At 56.2% G+C, this 19,531-nt stretch carries 21 protein-coding genes, 3 tRNA genes and 1 pseudogene; 20 read left to right on the forward strand and 5 right to left on the reverse strand.

The genetic code is table 11. The features are described from left to right. The first annotated feature begins 4 nt into the window (after positions 1-4). From nosD to H6815_00200, 9 genes and pseudogenes are all read left to right on the forward strand, one after another. Entirely contained in the window at positions 5-1,438 is a 1,434-nt protein-coding gene (gene nosD, locus H6815_00160) for a nitrous oxide reductase family maturation protein NosD (GenBank protein MCB9858840.1), read from the forward strand. After that, complete coding sequence (locus H6815_00165; protein MCB9858841.1) at positions 1,435-2,316, forward strand: ABC transporter ATP-binding protein; 882 nt, start codon at positions 1,435-1,437, stop codon at positions 2,314-2,316. The genes nosD and H6815_00165 overlap by 4 nt, the downstream gene beginning before the upstream one ends. After that, entirely contained in the window at positions 2,313-3,194 is an 882-nt protein-coding gene (locus tag H6815_00170; protein MCB9858842.1) for an ABC transporter permease subunit, read from the forward strand. Before H6815_00165 ends, H6815_00170 begins: the two co-directional genes overlap by 4 nt. Beyond that, complete coding sequence (locus H6815_00175; GenBank protein ID MCB9858843.1) at positions 3,191-3,673, forward strand: nitrous oxide reductase accessory protein NosL; 483 nt, start codon at positions 3,191-3,193, stop codon at positions 3,671-3,673. The genes H6815_00170 and H6815_00175 overlap by 4 nt, the downstream gene beginning before the upstream one ends. A 78-nt stretch (positions 3,674-3,751) precedes the next feature. Next, a complete protein-coding gene (locus H6815_00180) occupies positions 3,752-4,201 on the forward strand; it encodes a hypothetical protein (protein ID MCB9858844.1) in 450 nt (149 codons plus the stop codon). Positions 4,202-4,229: 28 nt separating this feature from the next. Next, a complete protein-coding gene (locus H6815_00185) occupies positions 4,230-5,237 on the forward strand; it encodes a ketopantoate reductase family protein (GenBank protein ID MCB9858845.1) in 1,008 nt (335 codons plus the stop codon). Between the two features lie 86 nt (positions 5,238-5,323). Beyond that, entirely contained in the window at positions 5,324-6,031 is a 708-nt protein-coding gene (pdxH, locus tag H6815_00190; protein ID MCB9858846.1) for a pyridoxamine 5'-phosphate oxidase, read from the forward strand. A 210-nt stretch (positions 6,032-6,241) separates the two neighbouring features. Next, entirely contained in the window at positions 6,242-7,321 is a 1,080-nt protein-coding gene (locus tag H6815_00195; protein ID MCB9858847.1) for a transposase, read from the forward strand. 401 nt (positions 7,322-7,722) lie between these two features. Further along, positions 7,723-9,210, forward strand: a pseudogene (locus H6815_00200) (recombinase family protein). On the opposite strand, the gene H6815_00205 reads toward H6815_00200, so the two are convergent. The 5 genes from H6815_00205 to H6815_00225 all read right to left on the reverse strand — a co-directional run bounded on the left by H6815_00205 (position 9,195) and on the right by H6815_00225 (position 14,231). After that, a tRNA-Pro gene (locus H6815_00205) sits at positions 9,195-9,268 on the reverse strand. The pseudogene H6815_00200 and the gene H6815_00205 sit on opposite strands and share 16 nt — an antisense overlap. Before the next feature lie 181 nt (positions 9,269-9,449). After that, positions 9,450-10,430: an agmatinase gene (gene speB, locus H6815_00210; protein ID MCB9858848.1), complete on the reverse strand. Its 981-nt coding sequence runs from the start codon at positions 10,428-10,430 to the stop codon at positions 9,450-9,452. Between the two features lie 84 nt (positions 10,431-10,514). Further along, positions 10,515-10,991 (reverse strand): hypothetical protein, encoded by a 477-nt coding sequence (locus H6815_00215; GenBank protein ID MCB9858849.1) that lies wholly within the window; start codon positions 10,989-10,991, stop codon positions 10,515-10,517. Between the two features lie 391 nt (positions 10,992-11,382). Beyond that, complete coding sequence (locus H6815_00220; protein MCB9858850.1) at positions 11,383-12,984, reverse strand: aldehyde dehydrogenase family protein; 1,602 nt, start codon at positions 12,982-12,984, stop codon at positions 11,383-11,385. Positions 12,985-13,100: 116 nt separating this feature from the next. Next, entirely contained in the window at positions 13,101-14,231 is a 1,131-nt protein-coding gene (locus H6815_00225; GenBank protein MCB9858851.1) for an arginine N-succinyltransferase, read from the reverse strand. A gap of 206 nt (positions 14,232-14,437) precedes the next feature. Here H6815_00225 and H6815_00230 point away from each other — a divergent pair. From H6815_00230 to H6815_00280, 11 genes are all read left to right on the forward strand, one after another. Continuing rightward, positions 14,438-14,512, forward strand: a tRNA-Glu gene (locus tag H6815_00230). A gap of 109 nt (positions 14,513-14,621) precedes the next feature. Beyond that, positions 14,622-14,900, forward strand: coding sequence for a hypothetical protein (locus H6815_00235; GenBank protein ID MCB9858852.1), 279 nt, complete (start codon positions 14,622-14,624; stop codon positions 14,898-14,900). Continuing rightward, positions 14,897-15,556, forward strand: coding sequence for a hypothetical protein (locus H6815_00240; protein ID MCB9858853.1), 660 nt, complete (start codon positions 14,897-14,899; stop codon positions 15,554-15,556). The genes H6815_00235 and H6815_00240 overlap by 4 nt, the downstream gene beginning before the upstream one ends. Beyond that, complete coding sequence (locus H6815_00245; GenBank protein MCB9858854.1) at positions 15,553-15,804, forward strand: hypothetical protein; 252 nt, start codon at positions 15,553-15,555, stop codon at positions 15,802-15,804. The genes H6815_00240 and H6815_00245 overlap by 4 nt, the downstream gene beginning before the upstream one ends. Then, complete coding sequence (locus H6815_00250; protein MCB9858855.1) at positions 15,801-15,944, forward strand: hypothetical protein; 144 nt, start codon at positions 15,801-15,803, stop codon at positions 15,942-15,944. Before H6815_00245 ends, H6815_00250 begins: the two co-directional genes overlap by 4 nt. Then, the gene (locus tag H6815_00255) at positions 15,931-16,554 is read left to right on the forward strand and encodes a hypothetical protein (GenBank protein ID MCB9858856.1); all 624 of its coding nucleotides are present in this window, start codon (positions 15,931-15,933) and stop codon (positions 16,552-16,554) included. Before H6815_00250 ends, H6815_00255 begins: the two co-directional genes overlap by 14 nt. A gap of 74 nt (positions 16,555-16,628) precedes the next feature. Further along, positions 16,629-16,702: transfer RNA gene (locus tag H6815_00260), tRNA-Arg, on the forward strand. A gap of 163 nt (positions 16,703-16,865) precedes the next feature. Continuing rightward, on the forward strand, positions 16,866-18,002 hold the full coding sequence (locus H6815_00265) for a PD-(D/E)XK nuclease-like domain-containing protein (GenBank protein MCB9858857.1): 1,137 nt from the start codon (positions 16,866-16,868) through the stop codon (positions 18,000-18,002). Continuing rightward, positions 17,999-18,148: a hypothetical protein gene (locus tag H6815_00270; protein ID MCB9858858.1), complete on the forward strand. Its 150-nt coding sequence runs from the start codon at positions 17,999-18,001 to the stop codon at positions 18,146-18,148. The genes H6815_00265 and H6815_00270 overlap by 4 nt, the downstream gene beginning before the upstream one ends. Beyond that, positions 18,145-18,948, forward strand: coding sequence for a hypothetical protein (locus H6815_00275; GenBank protein ID MCB9858859.1), 804 nt, complete (start codon positions 18,145-18,147; stop codon positions 18,946-18,948). Before H6815_00270 ends, H6815_00275 begins: the two co-directional genes overlap by 4 nt. Before the next feature lie 117 nt (positions 18,949-19,065). Beyond that, entirely contained in the window at positions 19,066-19,518 is a 453-nt protein-coding gene (locus tag H6815_00280; GenBank protein ID MCB9858860.1) for a hypothetical protein, read from the forward strand. Positions 19,519-19,531: the final 13 nt, after the last annotated feature.

The following is a 19,531-nucleotide window of genomic DNA, read 5'->3' on the forward strand; positions in this document are numbered from 1 at the left end:
GTAAATGTGCCCGAAACAAACCAGAGTTGTGTCAGCCGTGCTGGCAGCCGTCTTTGCTGTAGCGGCACCTATCCACGCGAACGGGCAGATCAGTCAGGACAAACAGTCGAAGCATCGCATGTCTGTAGAGATGCTCGAACGCATGATTGCGGATGCCTCGTCAGGCAGTACTGTTGTCATTCCTCCAGGAACGTACCGCGGCCAGTTGAAAGTACGCTCACCAGTTGTGCTTGATGGACAAGGAGAAGTGACAATTGATGGCGAGGGTATTGGTACAGTAATTGAGATTACGGCGCCGAGCGTGACGGTTCGTAACATACGAGTGACCGGTTCGGGTGATAACGTGACGGGTGAGCCTGCTGCAATTCGAGTGCTTGCGCCAGCCGTCGTCATTGAACACAATGTTATCACCGATGCGCTCTTTGGGATCGATCTTCGAGAGTCGTCGGATTCGGTGGTTCGGTACAACGACATCACTGGTAAGCCGCTAGAGCCGGGTCGGCGCGGTGACGGAATTCGATTGTGGTGGAGCCATCACTGCACAGTTGAAGACAACATCGTCAGACAAGCAAGAGATATGGTGTTCTGGTATTCTGAAGGACTCAAGATCTCACGAAATGTTGTGAGCGGCTCTCGGTATGGCCTGCATTTTATGTACAGCCATGACACAACGCTGGAAGAGAACGAGTTAGCGAGTAACTCTGTCGGTGTCTACCTGATGTACAGCAACCGAATCACGCTCATAGCAAACAGGATGACGGATAATCGCGGAGCTTCTGGATATGGCATCGGGCTGAAAGACTGTGACGATATAGAACTCTTCGGCAACGCGCTGCTTGCCAATCGTGTTGGCATCTACATCGACAACGCCCCTTCATCGATCGATTCCATCGGATCGATCTCGTCCAACATGATCGCGTTCAACGAGATTGGATTGCTGGCAACACCAAACACACACAGCAACACGATTGTTTCCAATGCGTTTATAGAGAATGAAGAACAAGCTGCAACTCACGGCAGGGGTGATCTCGGAAACAACACATTCTCAACTGCAGGCACCGGCAACTTCTGGTCAGATTACGCTGGCTTCGATCACGATCGCGATGGCATCGGCGATCTTGCATATGCGCCGCGAAACCTGTTCGCAGCAATCGTGAGTAGAGAGCCAAATCTTCGGTTCTTCATGCATAGCCCAGCCCAGCAGGCGGTCGATTTTACCGCGCGGGCGCTGCCTGAACTCAGGCCTCAGCCCGTATTTATTGACGAACATCCGCTTGTGAAAGCGCCCAGTATTGATATCACAATGCCGAAACATCAAAGCACGCCATGGCATTTGGCAATCGTCGGTATCTGTCTCATCGGTGGAGTGGCGTGTCTCGGTAGCTGGCTGTACTGGGAACAACCGCTCGGGCAGACTGCAACAAAGGATGTGCCATGATCGTAGCATCACATGTCAGCCGAACATTTGGAAAGACCAGAGCAGTCGATGATGTTTCTTTCGAACTCCCGAGGGGATCGTCGCTGGCGCTGTGGGGAAGCAACGGAGCAGGAAAAACGACACTCATCCGTTGCCTGCTCGGTGTGACACGGTGCAGTGGAGCCATCACGATCGGTGGTGTCGATGTGCGTCGCCATGGCCGAGTTGCTCGATCGCGTGTCGGCTATGTGCCACAGGAACTTGCGTTTCACGACGATATAAGGCTCGCTCAGGCGATGATGTTCTTTGCAAGGCTCAGGCGAGCAGACTTGGCTTCGGCCAGTGACTCGCTACGCGCGGTTGGTCTCCAGGGACACGAGCGAAAACGAGTCCGCGATCTGTCCGGTGGCATGAAGCAGCGGCTTGCGCTCGCGACCGCATTGCTTTCAGATCCACCACTGATCATTCTGGACGAGCCAACCTCAAATCTCGATTCCATTGGTCGCGGCGAGGTGGTCGACACACTGAAGCAGCTGTTGCATTCAGGGAAAACGCTGCTGTTCGCATCACACAGACCTGATGAAGTCATGGCGCTTGCTGAAAGAGTCATGGTGCTTGAGAAGGGCAAGGTTGTCCGTACATCCACACCTGCCGAACTCTGGCCAACCAAGACGAGTGTGCAGGTGATGCGCCTCGTGCTGAACATGTCATCGGAGACAAAAGCAGCCGAGATCCTGCAATCCGCTGGGCACGCGGTCCATCTTAACGGAAGTGGGCTCTGTGTATCCGTTCCCAGCGACAACAAGGCAACACCCATCCATGTGCTGTCGCAGCACAACATTGAGGTGCGAGATATCGAACTGCTTGAGAATGTGACATTGCCGGGAGAAAAGACATGACAACGATCCAAGTGGGACACTCTCAGGGTGAACACACCTCCTGTCTGTCGTATGCGGGGGGGCTGTGGGTGATCGCGCGGCGCGAGTTCCGGGATGCGATCAGTAGTAGGTGGTTTCTGCTTTACTCGCTGGCTTTTGCTGGCCTAGCAGTTGCAGTCTCATTCCTTTCTCTGAGTGGCTCGGGCTCGCAAGGCTTTGCGGGATTCGGGCGAACTGCTGCGGGCTTGTTGAATCTCATCATGCTCATTGTGCCATTGATGGCGTTGTCCGTCGGAGCGGGCTCCATTGCGGGTGAACGTGAGCGTGGTACGCTGCTCTACATCATGGCCCAGCCGCTGTCGCGATCGCAGTTGCTGCTCGGAAAGTATGTTGGTCTTGCATGCGCACTCTCATGCTTGTTGTGTCTTGGATTTGGCATTAGTGCGCTTGTGCTCGTGTGGCGCGCAGGCGGTGTTGGCGTTGGCGCATATCTCGTTCTGGTCGGTGCAACGGTGCTGCTTGCGCTTGCGATGCTCTCGATCAGCATGGTTGTGTCTGTAATGTCACGCAGAGTATCGGTCGCCACAGGTGTAGCGCTCTTCCTCTGGCTCGCATTTGTGCTTCTGAGCGATCTGGGATTGATGGCCGGCACGCTAATCTTCAAGCTCAGAGTTCAGGAGGTATTTGCGCTTGGTGTTATCAATCCGCTTCAGGCATTCAAGCTGCTTGTGATTTTCAGTATCAACGCATCGCTTGATGTGCTCGGACCGGTTGGTTCGTATGCGTCTCGTGTCTATGGCGAATGGCTGGGCTGGCTGATCGGCGGTGTCATGGCAATGTGGGCGGTTGTCCCCGTCACTTTGGCAGTCATTCTCTTTGCAAAGAGGATCACGGTATGAAAACAACACATTTGCTCTGTGGAGTCGCATTGCTCGCAACTATCCCGGGTTGCGACCGGACTGACACGCTCGGGCCGCCTCAGATCCTGATCGGCGATTCGATGTGTGCCGAGTGTGGCATGATCATTAGCGATGAACGATACGCCACCGCAACACTCTACCCAAGTAGCCGTGGAACTGACGCAATGCTGTTTGATGATTTCAACTGCCAAAGGCAGTATGAGACTGCCCACATCGAACGAGTGCCATCAAAGCGATGGTCACACGACTACGCCACGTTGGAGTGGTTTGAAACAGAAAACGCATACTTCGCTTTGTCTGAACAGTTAAGAACACCGATGGGATCAGGTGTAGCTGCCTTTGCATCTAAAGAATCGGCAATCCAGTTTGCGCAGAGCATCAACGGCGTTGTGCAGGTGTTCAATGAAATCTGGAATGTGCCTAGCGAAGGGACATCATCTAACCATGATGGTGGTTGACCTGGTCGATCAATCGCGTGAATACAAGCGGTTGTGTAATGATGAACTTGTGTTTCCGTTTCACAAATGAGGTCTTCGATGACATACAAACTCATGGTCATAACCCATCTCATGGGATCAGCATTGTGGATCGGTGGTCACATGGTACTCTTGTTCGCGATCATCCCGTACGCATTCCGGACTCGATCAACCGATGCAGTTGTTCAGTTTGAGCGGCAGTTCGGTCCGATCGGGCTCGCTGCACTTGGCATTCAGGTTGTTTCTGGATTGTGGCTGGCACACCACTGGATTGGATCATTCTCAAAGATTATCGCCGAACCGACAATGCACACACGCATGATCGCAGCGAAAATGGTGGTGCTCATTCTGACTATCTGTGTCGCCGCGTTCACACAACACAGAGTTGTCTCACGGCTCAGTGAGAAGAATCTGCAGCTATTTTTGATTCTCACGGTCTGCCTGACCGGGCTGGCAGTGCTTATGCTGATCCTAGGAGTTGGCATCCGCACCGGGGGCTTACTCCCGTAAACAATGCCCGCGAGGAGCGCACCACATCATGGAAGCGAGCACAAAGCACCATACCGACACATTCGAAGATAACTGGACCATGCAGCGCGTCGCAGTGATCGGTTCGAGCTCGATGGGCACGCTACTGGCTGCAGTTCTCGGGCAAGTGTGTCCCGTGATTGTGGTGAGCAGGAATACGGAACGCGCGTCGTCACTGTTCCGCGATGGCGTGCGATGCACAGGACACATTCAGTGCAACTCTCATCCGGTGGTGGTTCGATCGTGCGCTGACATTCCTGCAGCCGGCGGTGCAGACGTTGTGTTTGTCGCGACAAAGACAACAGCAATTCCTTCGATCGCCGCCGAACTTGCCCCCGTCCTCCGAGCAAGCAGCCGCAACGATAGATCCGCGCATGTTGTGAGTTTCCAGAATGGGATTGAGCCCGGTGAGCAACTCATGTCGTTGATGCCGGAGTGCCAAGTGCTCCGAATGGTACTCACGCTGGGTGTGTCGCTCGAGGAAGAAAACGGGTGTACAGCTGCACACATCCACACGAATCAGCCGCCACACGCGATCGGTGGACCAACCACACTTGATCGTCACGTCAGCGAGCACATTGCTGCAGCGCTGACACGTGGAGGGCTGGACACTCAGCACACAGACGCGATCGATCAGGCCGTGTGGAAGAAAGCAATCGTCAACGCTGCGATGAATCCTGTCGCAGCGCTTGTGAACTGTACCGTCGGAGAGGTGCTCGACAGCCCGGCATTTGATGTTGTGATAAGGCTGCTCCGAGAGGGCATCGAGGTGGCCACTGCGGAAGGAATTGAGCTTGGCGCTTCGTTCGAACAGCACGCAATCGAAACAATGCAAGGTGCGCGGGACCACACGCCCAGCATGGTCGAGGACATCAGGAAGGGGCGAGAATCAGAAGTTGGCCAACTCAATCGCCAGATCATCAGACACGCGTCTTCAACCAGCCTTTGCGTGCCCACGCATGAGATCGTCAATGGACTCATCGAGACATTTGACTGGAAGGCATATAAAGAAGTGTAAATCAAAGCGTGATTATACGTCGTCACAATAAGAATCAGCCACAGGAGCGATTGAGCACACAACGTCGTTCATATAGGGCATCCCAGATGAGTACACCGGACAACCAACAGGACAGAACCGCACGCGATGCCGGAAAAGACACCATCATTCAGTTGATCCGTCGGCTTGCCTCCTGCAACGACATTCCACATGAAGTTCCCGCAGATCCCTGTCAGATGCTGCTGTCATGGTTCGAGCAAGCCAGGACTTCGGGTGTGTACGATGATCCGAATGCGATGTCGCTCTCAACCGCAACATCCTATGGCGCACCCTCATCGCGTATCGTGCTGTGCAAATCAGTCGAGTTATCTCCGCTAGCAGTTGTCTTTTACACGAGTTACACCAGCCGAAAAGCCAGCGAGATCGAATCAAACCCGCGAGCCGCTGCGCTGTTTCACTGGCCTCATGCAAAAAGACAAGTGCGCATTGAGGGCGGTGTCAAGCGCGTGAGTGAGAAAGAAAGCGATGAGTACTTCAACAAGCGCCCGCTATTATCAAGAATCGGTGCGGCAGCGAGCGCGCAGAGCGCCCCACTTGCCTCGCGAGACGAACTGATCACAAAGGCGCTGCACGTTGCGAAATCCACAATGCTCAGCGGAGGCCTAAACCGCCCCAAACACTGGGGTGGATATAGGTTGTTTGCTCACACTGTGGAGCTCTGGTCAGCGCGCGAGGGAAGACTCCACGATCGAGTCGTCTGGAACCAAGACCCAACAGATGTGAATCGATGGACGAGCCATCGGCTTTGTTCCTGACAACTTCGCAACAGCAAGAGTCGAATGACGTGATCTATTAATCATGCGAATCGTTACACATCAAATGGCACTATCAGTGATTGTGGAACCGCCTTATCATCAACGCCAATGATTACCCTCAGAGTTTAGATGGTGTGCCCTCCAAATACTCAGTTCACTCATAATTCTTGGCTCTAACGCTGGCCTTGTTCTGTATCGATACGCTGCAGCATGAATCAGATGGTCAAGCCTTGGCAGATGCTCGCGGTGATCGTTGGTGGCCTGCTCAACGAGCAGCAGCAGTTGATCATTGAGTATCTTCGTGAAGAGAATCGGGTATTGAGAGAGCAGTTTGGGAAACGGCGGCTCAAGTTCACCGACAAGCAGCGCAGACGTCTTGCGGTTCGAGCGAAACGGCTTGGTCGGAGGGCGTTGCGTGACGTGTGCTCTATCGTGACCCCTGCCACACTGTTGCGTTGGCATCGCCAGTTGATCGCGCGGAAGTATGACGGAAGTACGAAACGAAAACCGGGGAGACCGCGCGTCATGGAGCACATACGCACGCTCGTTGTCCAGATGGCGACAGACAATAACTGGGGCTACGAACGGATCGTTGGTGAGCTCAAAGTACTCGGACATCGTATGTCGTCATCAACTGTTGCCAACATCTTGCACGAGCATGGGATTGAGCCTGCACCCGAGCGAATGAAGCGTACGACTTGGCGGAAGTTCCTGAAGACGCACTGGTCGATGATCGCAGCTACCGACTTTTTCACTGTCGAAGTGTGGACATCAAAAGGGCTCACACGCTATTGGGTGTTGTTTGTCATCGAGCTCGAATCTCGCAGAGTCGAAGTCGCAGGCATCACCTCGAAGCTCTCAGATGTATGGATGCAGCAGATCGCGAGGAATCTGACCGACGTGTTCGACGGCTTCCTGCTTGGCAAGCGGTTCTTGATCCATGATCGTGACCCCATGTTCACGATGGCATTCCAACGGTTGCTAAGCGAATCCGGCATTGGGTGTGTGAAGCTCCCGCCGCGCAGCCCAAATCTCAACGCATACGCTGAACGGTTCGTGCTCTCGATCAAGAGTGAGTGTCTGGATCACATGATTCTCTTTGGCGAACGCCAACTCCGACATGTTATCGCTGCGTATGTCGAGCACTACAACGCAGATCGCCCTCACCAAGGATTGAACAATCTGCGAATCGGCAAACCTTCACCGCCCGAGTATGGACCTGCCACAGAAGTGGGTTGCAGTGAGCGACTAGGCGGTTTGCTGCGTTCCTACCATCGAAAAGCGGTGTGAATTCAGTTTTTGGATAGGACGGGCACGCACTCGCGGAGCAGCAACGCGCAAAGGAGATCGAGCAGGCACCGTTGTTTGAATCGGCTGTTTGAATCAGTCCCGCAGTCGACGTGAACCTCTTCGCACTCTAACTCGTTGCCCAGAATTGGGTTATGTCCGATCCAACATGCTTTTCACACCATGCACACCGAACAGGGCACAACAGCACGCACGACTGCGCACGATCGTGCGTGCTGTGATGTGCCCGATGGATTGCCAGAGTGGATCACATCGGAACTGATAGAAAAAACAATAAACGTCTGGCAACCGTACTACACCGAGCCGCTTTCCATCGATGACGCGGTTACAATTCTGCTGACAACAAGCCGTTTGATCTCGGTGTTGTCGCAGGAGCCATCATCATGAAACGGTTTGCGGCACTGGCACGCGTCAGCAGCAGAGAGCAGGAACGCGAGGGCTTTTCGCTCGCCGTGCAGGAAGAGGCGCTGCATCGCTACGCAGAGCAGGCTGGCGGCGAGATCGTCAAGTTTCTCCGCATTGCAGAGACAGCGAGCAAGCACGAGCAGCGAACCGCGTTCCGTGAACTGATCGCCTATGCGAAGAAGCACGCGGTCGAGCTCGACGGGTTGCTCTTCTACAAGATCGACCGTGCGTCTCGCAACCTCTTCGATTACGTCGAACTTGAGCGCCTGGAGAGCGAGTACGGCCTCCCGTTCATTTCTATTTCACAGCCCACCGAGAACACACCCGCAGGTCGCATGATGCGACGCACGCTCGCCAACATGGCGAGCTTCTACACCGAGCAGCAATCCGTCGATGTCAAAGAGGGGCTTGCCCGCCGCGTGCAGGAGGGCTGGTTCGTCGGCAAGGCACCATACGGCTACAAAAACATTCGCAAGGACGGCCGCTGCGTTGCGGTCGTCGACAAGGCTGCTGCGAAAACTGTCCAGCGGATCTTCCATCTCTACGCGTACGAGCCACTCACACTCGATGCGCTCCGCGACCGGTTGCACGCCGAGTGCGCAGTGTACCTGCCCCACGCACCACGGTTCACGCGCAGCAAGCTGCACTCGATTCTCATCGATCGTTCCTACATCGGAGAGGTCCCCTTCAAGGGCCAGTGGTATCCCGGCAAGCAGACACCGCTCGTCGACCGCGAGACATGGAAACGAGTCGAGGCCTTGCTCGGCGGCACCACCTACCACGCGCACCAACTCACCTATGCGGGTGGGCTCATCACCTGTGCCCATTGCGGTCGAGTCGTTACCGGCGAGCAGGTCAGGAAGAAGACCAGGTCCGGCGTGAAGCAGTATGTCTATTACCGATGCAGCGGCTACACCGCCGAGGGACATCCGCGTGTGCGCGTCACCGAGAAGGATCTCGATCAGCAGATGCTTGCGCTCTTCGACTCGATCAAGATCAAGGATCCCGATGTGCGTGATTGGTTCAGGATGGTGCTCGCGTCACAAACACGCGATGCGCAGGATGATGCGCGCGCTCAGCGATCCGAACTCCAGCGCCAGGCTACGTTGCTCGTCGAGCAACAGGACCGATTGCTCAATCTCAGACTCAGCGACGATGTGGACCAGGACACATTCGCGCACAAGCACACACAGCTTCGAGACAGGCTCGCATCGATCAAGCTGCAGCTTGATGTGCTGGATCGCTCGCACGATGAAAATGCGGAGCTTGCGTCGAAGGTGTTTGAACTTTCGCAAACGCTTTGTGAGCAATGGGTTGCGGCCGATTACCCAACGAAGCGAAGAATCCTCGAAATCGTGTGTTTGAACTACCAACTCGATGGCGTAAGTCTGGTCTGTACAAAGAGAAAGCCCTTCGATGTACTCACCGAAGGGCTCGAACTAGCAAAACGTCGGGGTGAGAGGATTCGAACCTCCGACCTTTTCGTCCCGAACGAAACGCGCTACCAAGCTGCGCTACACCCCGGAGTCCTGCTGGCCTATCCCACCAGCAGGGGCCAATCGTAGCCCGTCTGGACCTTTCCGCAAGCAAAATCAGGATTGAGATCGCTAGACAAGACCACTTCAACGCCCACAGAGCACGCAGTCTGCCATCAACTCGCAGTGGGCTTAGCCCGATCATCTGTTTCCCACCTGTAGGCACGCGATTAACTGTGCATCTGCCTCTTGTGGACTGCACTCAGAGCCAGAATCTCAAAGGCCAGATGGGCAGCGATCAACGCGGTAATCTCCGCGTGATCCATCGCTGGCAGCACCTCAACCACGTCGCCCCCCACCACATTCACGCCCGCCAATGAACGGACCAGTTCAAGTGCTTCAGCTGATGTGAAGCCGCCCATGCATGGCGTTCCCGTTCCAGGTGCAAACGCGGGGTCCAGCGCATCGACATCGAACGTCACATACGTCTCGTCGTTCCCGAGTCGCTTGAGAAACTCCCGCAGGCGCACATCGCCTTCCCTGCGCCATTGCGAGTAGGTGATCATCTCGATTCCAACGTCCTTCGCATAGTCGAGATCATGGCGCGTGTTGAGCGGCCCCTTTACACCGATCGAGATCATGCGCTTCGGATCAAGGCATCCTTCTTCAATCAATCGGATAAACGGCGAGGCGTGCGACCACTTCTCACCGCCAGTCATATCCACGGTGTCGACGTGCGAATCGAAGTGGATCATCGCAAGACCGTCGCTCGGCTTGCCGCGACGGATCCACGTCGCTTTCAGATTCGCGTACGCAAGCGAGTGGTCGCCGCCGAGCGCGAGGATCTTTGTATGCGATGGATCGGCGATACCGCACGCGTGCTCGCATGCGCTGTCGAGCGTGCCCTTGCACGAGAACGGCTTGATCGGCGCATCGCCAGCGTCGGCAAGGCTCAGCCATTCCGTCACGTCGATGTCGTGCTCAATGTGGTACGGCTTGACATACTGCGATGCATCGCGGATCGCGCGCGGGCCGAATCGTGTACCAGGCCGGTACGTCACGCCAGCGTCAAAGGGAAATCCGTAGACCGCCCAGTCCACGGGCAGATAGTCCTGCTGGACGAGTTCGAGCATGGGGAAGCGTGCGAACGTACACACGCCACCAAAACGTGGTTGAACACGGGGGTTTGGGAGTGTGGTGCGTTTGGGCATATCGCCGTTGGTATCGGGGACAAAGTCAGGATGCATGCGGGGATACTACGGAGGAGCGGGCACGCGTTCCTCGACCAACAGGCATCAGTCAGAATTCGTCGGTTGAGTCTGATTATCGGGTTCGTTCTGTGGAGAAATATGCTGTCTTGTTGATTCAAGTGCAGCACCACACTCGGGGCATGCGTCAACCTGAAGATCCTCAAGGCTATACCCGCAGTGCCAGCAATGGCCGACAAGGCCGCGTGTGATGCGATGAGCCACAGAGCCTGAACATGTCAGACACCAGTACCCAAGCACAGCTTGCAAAATGTCCCCGATATTCCAGCGGATGAGTTCAAGGAATGCAGCAAACAAAATGAATCCAAAGCTGGGGCCCTCTCCAATCAAACCATACTCAGACCTGATGATCGAAAACACAATATCCGTCAGCGCATTCACAACGCGAGGCACAGACAACCCGAGAAATACAACTCCTATCAGGCACACGCCTGTTCTGGCCCACCAGACAAGCTTTGCGTTCTCGTTGTTGTGTGTCTGTGTCATCTGACGAGGCTCAGCCATCTCGGGCACCTATTTATTTGTTACTTGCGGTGAGTTTTGCTTTCTGGTGGCAGTGTCAGCAGCAGTTTGAGTACAACAAAGAACAATACAGCTACACAGAGCATTGAGACACCAAAGCGCAACAAAATCGTGGGCGTGTCTCCGGAAAACCTCGTGTCGAAGTTCATTCTGACAGTGTCGCGAAACGACGATGTACCCATCTGATATGGCAACAACGGAACAAATGGATCAAGGATCAACTGTGCCAATGTATTCAAGACTGCATGTACATCGGGAATCAGAAGCACAACACCAGCAAGCAGCACTCCCATAAGCCGCAGCATAACGACCCGTTGCGCCCAGCCGTTCGGCCAGTTTGTTGCACATGAAGTTGATGACCTGTTCTGAGTTTTCACTTCACCCACGCATCCTCGAATCGCATTCCCTGCGGTAGGGCAACACCTTCTCCCTGCTCGATCATACCAGCGACCGGGTACGCGCAGTAATCAAGGCTGAACGAACCCGCTGGTCTGTGATTGCCGGAAAGCCCAAGCCCGCCGAACGGGAGTTTGCTTGATGCGCCGGCTGTACCCGTATTGACGTTGATGCACCCTGCGCGAACTTCGTGCAGGAACCGTTTCGCGTCGTTCATGTTGCTCGTAAAAATGGAAGCTGCCAGCCCGTACCGCGTCGCGTTGGCCTGTTCGATTGCATCGTCGAGTGAGTCCACAATACAGACGCGCAGCATCGGGCCGAAGACCTCCATATCACACCCGGGATGAGACGCTGGTCCACCCGCATCGTCCGCAACAAAGTGGTCAACCTGCACCATGCCGGGTGAGACATAAAACCCATGATCGAGTGTCTCGATGCCTGTGGCCTCTGCGATGATTTCGCCGCCACCATCCACAAGGTCCTGCTGGAACTTCAGCACCGCTTCGCGGGCATGCGCTGAGATGATCGGCCCAATGAACACGGGGTGTTCTGCGCGAGGATGCCCGATGATGACATTGGACGCAGCCTTTGCCACTGCTCCGATGAATGTCTCAGCAATGTCCTTGTGGATAATCAGCCGGCGGGTGCATGTGCAACGCTGCCCTGTTGTCACAAACGCTGCCCGAGCGCACTCAATAGCAGCTTGTCTCATGTTTGCATCCGGCATGACAACCGCAGGGTTGTTGCCGCCCATCTCAAGCGCGATCATCTTCGACGGATGATCAAGATTTGCTTCAAGGATGCGCCTGCCAACATTCCATGACCCGGTGAACAGCACACCATCGACGCGCGAATCCGACACAATCCGCTTCGCGGTTTCGACTGCACCCTGCACAACATTCACAACACCGGGCGGCGCATGATGGGCCTGAAGCGCTTCGTGGAACAGTTCAGCGAGCATCTGCCCGGTTGCTGGTGTGCGTTCGCTCGGTTTGAGCACGATCGTGTTGCCCATAACAAGCGCAGGCACGATGTGCCCGTTGGCAAGATGCGCCGGGAAGTTGAACGGTGCAACCACTGCCATCACGCCGTGCGGTTTGTACCATGTCCTTCCAGTTCGTGAATCGGTGAGTGCCAGTTCATAGTCTGTGACGCGTGACATCGCACCATACTGTGAATCGTCGAGTGTAATTGCAACCTTCGCAGCGAGCCCCCCCGCCTCCGCGGTTGCATCCCAGAGCGCTTTGCCGGTCTCTCGCGAGATCAGCTCTGCGATCTGTGTTTGGCGCTTTGTACAGATGTCGGCGTAGGTCTTCAGCACAGCACATCGCTGCTCACGCGACCAGCCAGCCCACACAGGGAGCGCGTTTCGGGCAGCCTCGAGCGCTTCATCGAGATTGGCAAGTGACGGATCCGCCTGCCATAGCGTGTATCTGGGTTCAGCGGGATCAATCGATGTGATCCCATTGCCTGCGGATAACGGCTTCCATTGCCCACCAACGAGATCGGACGGCTGGCGCTGCAGCAATCCGAGTGAGAACACATACGATGTTGAACCTGCACTCGACGTTGTCGACATTGCGTGTGCAATCCTTCCCGTAAAACAGATATGAACAGACATCGGATCGCAGACACGACGCGTGCGTGCCCTCGTCCTGCAACATCGTATCAGTCATTCAATGTCTATGTGAGGTGTTACGATCGTGTTCGTGATCGACCTGAAGATTTCTTCACAGTCGGTATTTCCTCGGGTGTAAATCCGATCTCGCACCCCGGCTCAGCTTTCAGTGCGAGACGGACAGCACGCGGCAAAGACACCGGTTTTCCTGCTCCCGCTGCAGCGCACTCGGTTTCAACAGCAAAGAACTCACCATCGGGATGGAGCACAGACACCATCCCCCGCTGCTTGCACTTTGATTTAGGTAGGTCGTTACCGAGCACACGACGGGACGTCGCCTTCACAATGGAGATGTCGTTTGTCACCGCGTCAAGATACGGGCCCCCATCAAAGGGATCGACCAGATCGCGGTACGCAAAGCCGAGTTTTTCGAGCATCTTCCTTGCAGGCACTGTCTCGGGACCAACCTCAGAAACAAGCGCACGCGCCTCGGGCGGGAGCAGCGACAGATAAATATCTGTGTCCGGCAGCAGCGACGTCATGAACTCGCGCGAAGTCTGGCAGAAACGATCCGCTTCAGAGTAACTCAGGTTAATAAACCTGCGACCGAGAAAATCCCACAGCAAGTTCTGCCCGTCGGCAGTGATAGGTGCCATCATCTCCGCGAGCACCCGATCACGGAATCGCGCACGATGCAGTCCAACAAAGTGGAACCGCACCAATCCCATAAAACGACCGAGCTTGAGTTTGTGTCTGCGGAACGATGGTTGCATGATCAGGCCGCCAATTTCTGATGGCCCGGACTCGTCAAGATGCAGACGAGCAACGGTGTGCATTGTGCCAGTCTGCAGACTCTTGCTGAAGAACTCCTTGCGCGAGAGTTTGAGCGACACCGACGGATTTCCCGGTCCGCCCATCTGCGCGATGATCTGACTCGTGCCGATGACCGCGCCAGAGTCAAGGTCCTCCATGCAGAACATGAAAAGCTCGCTCGCATCGATCGCGTATCCACCCGTGTGCCCCCGCTTGCGATCGTGGGTCGAGACGTGTGCATCACCTCGCGCAACGGCTTCAAAGCACTTTCGTGCGTGCGAGATCTTCGCGCCAATGATGTCCTTGTCTGGCGGTAAGTTGATGAAGTAGACCATCTTCGCCAGCTTCAGCAGCGTGGTTGTGTCCTGCAACTTTGGTCGGCGGATAACGAACATGGAACTCCCTGATGATCAGGCTCCATCCCAGAAAACGGGATGTGCAGATCTGTACACATACATATGCCATGGTGGAACTGCCCAGCAACTCATCGGCAAAGCACCCGACAACCCGCGATCGTAGTGGCGTATTTCACCGTGTTCTGCGGACGTTGGCTATGAAGAAACTTGACCTTGTGGCTCGACGTGATATGTTTCCGGTCGCTGGCCCCATCGTCTAGCCTGGTCCAGGACACCAGGTTCTCATCCTGGTAACAGGGGTTCAAATCCCCTTGGGGTCATTACAAGGATCTGTCAAGAGTTTGGTCCAGAGCATTCGAGCGCAGCTCGATGCAATAGAGGCACTACTCGACTCTACCGCCTGCCCCCCTCAAGGGGATGGCGATGGCGATGCCAATACTCGTTAGGATCGGCGGACTGTACATCAACGCGAACTTGATTGAGACGGTGAGCCAACCGGTTGGTTCTCGCACGTGTGTCATATTCCGCTCTGGCAATAGCGTTCGTTCGGCGCACGACAATAGAAGCGAGCAGGATGTTGTCGCTGCGATCAACAAGGCTGTTGCTGACTCGATTGCAGCCACTACAGGGGCGTACTTCTCCGAGCTGCGAGAGAGTCCCGTCGGAAACGACCTGATCGACACCGCTTCCAAGGCGGTGCGGCCATGACCATCCCACGCCCCAACGACAAGCCATCGCCCTTATTCGAGAACGCGAAACCACCAGCGCACACGGAGACGTTGCATGCGCTGAAACGAAACGCAAGGGGAGACCAAGCGGGTGATAGTCCCGCCATCCAAGCCATGCCCGTCGCCGACGGTCCGGATCGAAACGGCGATACACCTGTGGTCGGTGGCCATCACTGCCCGGCAGGGCACATGAAGGGGTGCGATTCCGGGGATGGGTCTCAATACAGAGAGGGGTCGTCGCTGGACCACGGCGGCGATCCCATTGCGAGATGTGATGCTGATGCACCGCGCGGGGTCAGTGGGACAACCGACGCATCCGGTGACTGTGGTGTAACAAGGGAATGCGGTGGAGACACCGTTGAGGGCACCCAACCGAAACGGGAGCGTGCACACGTGAACGACCACGCAACCGTGGACCCCGCGCACATTTTTAATACCACACGCGATCTTGTCATGAGCCTGCGCTCGGGCACATGTCCGGCATGCAACAAACCCAAGACTGCGATGAAGACATTCTGCTATCCGTGCTATCGCAGGCTTCCACGTGCGAAGCAGGACGCGCTGTATCAACTCGTTGGCGAGGGATACGAGCAGGCGTTCGCGGACGCAATGCAACATCTCAGGAGGAACGCATGAGCGACCAGAAGCACAAGATTATTCTTCGCGCGAAAGATGCGGCCATTCTTCTTGCACTAGTTGAGAACGGCGCTGAGAGCATCGCTCGAAGTAATCCAGACCCATTTTCGTCGCGTGCCTTCCTGCTGTCTAGGGGCAAGGTCATCTATGACGCGGTGAAATCAACACTGGAACAAATGCCCAAAGAATCATTGTCGAACGAACCAGAGATGCTTGAGTACATGCGTTCGATTGGAGCGCTGAAATGAACATCCTCTTGTATCTCACCATCGTGCCCATCGCGTGTGTGGGCTGTGTGATCTTCACAGCGGCGTGGTGCAGTTCCAACCCATCGAAGGCTCGCAAATACGGCGTGTATCTTGGAGGACAGCGCAATGACTTCAAATGAACAGATGATCAAGTCGGCAATGCCTGGGCGTGACGCGCATGAGCAAGACAGTCGCCGCAGGCCGCTGATCGTGAGCGAGGCGGATGGTTCTGCAAAGACCGGACCCGCGCAGTCGGTGATCGACACGATCATCGAGCATGCACGCAAGTCACCAGCTTGCTTTGTGAACCCACTGCAGGCGCTCCAGAAACCGGTATTGCTGCATGACGAGCGAACCAGAGCAACTAACGTGCTGCGGACCCTCGGCCTTAATGAGGTCTCGATCGGGCACGCGGTCGAGTATGCGCCTCTTGTCGATGACCGTGTGGATGTGCCGTTTCTAGAGGCCGGTGTACTTCCGCATATCCGCACGCGAGAGCAGTTGATCGGGTACGCGGTCGCGCGTGCGTTCGCACTGCTCGACATCGTCGCCTCGCTCCCGCTGTCGATGTGCTGCGAGGGCGATGTGGTTCGCGACTTGCGCGACGCGCTCGACGAGGCGCTGATCACGGACGACCTTGCAAAGCGAGTGGAAGAGATATTCGAGGCCGACACGGACAAGCGGCGCGAGCTTGATAGCGCAGAACTAGATCATCGTCGATCGGTGAACGAGTTTCTCGAAAAGCAGTGATTGTCTCTGCGGGCGCGTTGCCCGCGATCTCCCGCGCGTGTTTGCTGACCAGCTTTACTTTGGCGCGCGGGCTTGGTGCAGTAGCTCAATCGGACAGAGCGGCTGAGTCCTAGTCAGTTGGTTGAGGGTTCGAGTCCTTCCTGCACTGTTTGACATTTTGGGTCGGCGGCGTGTGGGAAACGCGACGCAAGCACGGGCGAGTGCAAAACGATGCGATCGTGCGGCTAGTGAAAACTGGCGGCGTCTGTTCTGAACGGACCGCAACAACACAAGCAGGTTCGAATCCTGCCCGGCCCATTGGAGGAAACACAATGAATCTCGACGCACTGAAATCACAGGTCAAGGACTTCACGCCCGAACTCGACGCGCGCGGTCGATGCGAAGCACCCGAGCCGGGCATCTACCGCATGGACTTCCCGACGTACAAGGCGATCGAAGGCGCTGTGAACGCCAACGCCATCAAACAAGGTGTTCCCGAGAATGGCACCCCGCGTCACATGCACGCCGATCTTAATCATGCCATGGAGAAACGCGACACCGACGCGCTCCGAAACGGCAGGCGACTGCACACGCTCGTGCTTGAGCCCGAACTCGCAGAGCGATGGGTGTCGATGCCTCAAGCGCCCAAGAGCACCAAGGATGGACTTGCGAAGTGGGTTGACGCGATCGAGCAGTTGGTCGGTGAGCACATCACTGAGCTACATGAGGTTGTTGGCACGCCACCGTCCGCGTTCCGTGATCTGCAAGGTTGGGTATCGAACGCTTATGAGACCGCGCTGCGCATCACCGGATCTGACATCGTCCCTGAAGAACAACGCGCCATGCTCGACGAGCAGGCGAAGGCGCTCCGCACGCATGAGCTGTGTGGCCGCTATCTCGCGGCTGATGGGCTCTCAGAGGTCACTGTCATATGGGACAAGACCATGAAGGTCCGCGACTACACGACACCCAATGGGTTCGTGGAGAAAACACTGCGCATGAAGGCGCGTCTGGACAGGCTCGTCATGCACGCTGGCAAGGTCTACTCGATCGACATCAAGACCGCTGCCAACGGCGGGCTCGCTGCGTTTACAAGCGCAGCATGCAACAACGGGTACGACATCGCCGCGGCGCACTACCGCGAGGCGGTTGGTTTCATCACCGGTCAGCACAAGAGTGAGCCGCGTTTGCTTGTGTGCGAGAACCGCAACGGGCTGTACACAGCATCGGTCAAGGTGTTCGGCGATCGCTGGCTCGATGCGGCCGACGCGAGGCGCATGCAGGTGCTCAGGCTTTACGCATCGTGTCTGCACATCGGCAAGATGCCCGGGCATGGCTGGGAATGGGCAACAGACGGCACGATCGGACGCTACACAGCAGAGGTCATGGAGCCGCCGTACTGGATGATTGAAAACCTTGACAAGAACGAGGAACAGGAATCGCGCGACGAAATGGAGGACGCGGCATGAAGAACATGAAGATCATCGCCGACCTTGCACAACAGCATGATGCGCAGGTGTGGGTCGAACGCACAACAGACGGGCAGCCGGTGGGGATCGTCATCGAAGATGGTCAGGTTGCCGCGTCGCAGTCGGAAGGAGACGTAGCGGCATGAGCAACAACGAGATCACCGAATCTGACATCGACAGGGTGTACGAGAACGCGCCCGAGCACGCAAACGGCACAACAGTGGTCGCTGGCGAGGTTGTCGAGCAAGACAAGCCTATCAAGCCATACGAGGGGGAGTCTGACACAACAACGGCCCTGCGAATCAAGACACCCAAGAGCGACGGGCTTGCGCTGAAGGATGGTGGTTTCGACATCAGGACAGAAGCGGACCTGTACAGGATCGCCCAGACACTGATACGAACAAAGAGCCCCCTGATCGGCGGTCACGCGAACACAAACGACCTCTACGCATCGATGATCTTCCTGCACTCGATCGGCGCGAACCCGATCGCGCATGTGCAGCACGTTGCGGTCATCAACGACAAGCTGAGCATCTACGGCGATGCCATGCTCGCGATCGCGTACAGCAGTGGCTTGCTTGAGCGATTCGAGGAACGCTTTGAGGGCGACGAAGACTCAGATGAGTTTGGCGCGTACTGCTGCGCTGTCCGCAAAGGCGTGTCTGGCGAACACTCGTGCCTGTTCACGGTGAAGCGCGCGAAGAAGGCTGGCTTGTGGGGCCGCAAGGGACCGTGGGCGAACTACCCGTGGCGGATGCTCCAGATGCGAGCACGAGGGTTTGTACTCCGCGACACGCTCGCTGATGCGTTCGGTGGCCTCATTATCCGCGAGGAAGCAGACGACTACGGGTTCAATCCCGACAAGATGCGCGTGATGCAGAACAACGAGAAACGCGAGCAAGTGATGTCGGAGTTGGGTGAACTGCCACCTGCTCCAAAGGAATAGGTCTCTCTCTTCTCAACCCGCCCGCCGCGTGCGAAAGCGCGTGTGCGGGGATTTCAATCGACCGCGCCCGCTGCAGCGCGGTTGTGACACGAACACAGCAGCAGAAGGAACACACACATGACTGAGCAAGCAACACAGACAACCCAGGCACCGCAGCCGACGGCGCAGGAGCCTGATGGAACAGAGACGGTGCAAGAGCAGAATGTGCAGACGCTCGACGAGGTTGAGGTTGATGTTATTGCTGGCAATGCACAGCCCGCAGATTTCTCAACAGCAGCCGCGTTCGCGTTCGCCGAACTCGATGCTGCAATGCAGGATGGATGGGAGTTTCGGTTCTTCAGGAACCCACTCGGCAGCATCTCCTGTGCCGCAACGCACGCAGGACAGGGAGTGCAGTCGCACGCAACGAAGTTGCTCCAGTCTTCGTTGCCAGCGGACATTCCCATCCCGGCGGACGAGGCAGTGCCATATGGCGAACCGATCGTCACGGACCACCCGACCAGTATGACCGAACTGATCCTTGATTCGGTCGCAAAGACGCGCGGCATTTGGCGCGCGTCTGCAGCCTGACACCCATTCCCGT

This window comes from Phycisphaeraceae bacterium, assembly GCA_020639155.1.
Classification (GTDB): Bacteria; Planctomycetota; Phycisphaerae; order Phycisphaerales; family UBA1924; genus JACKHF01.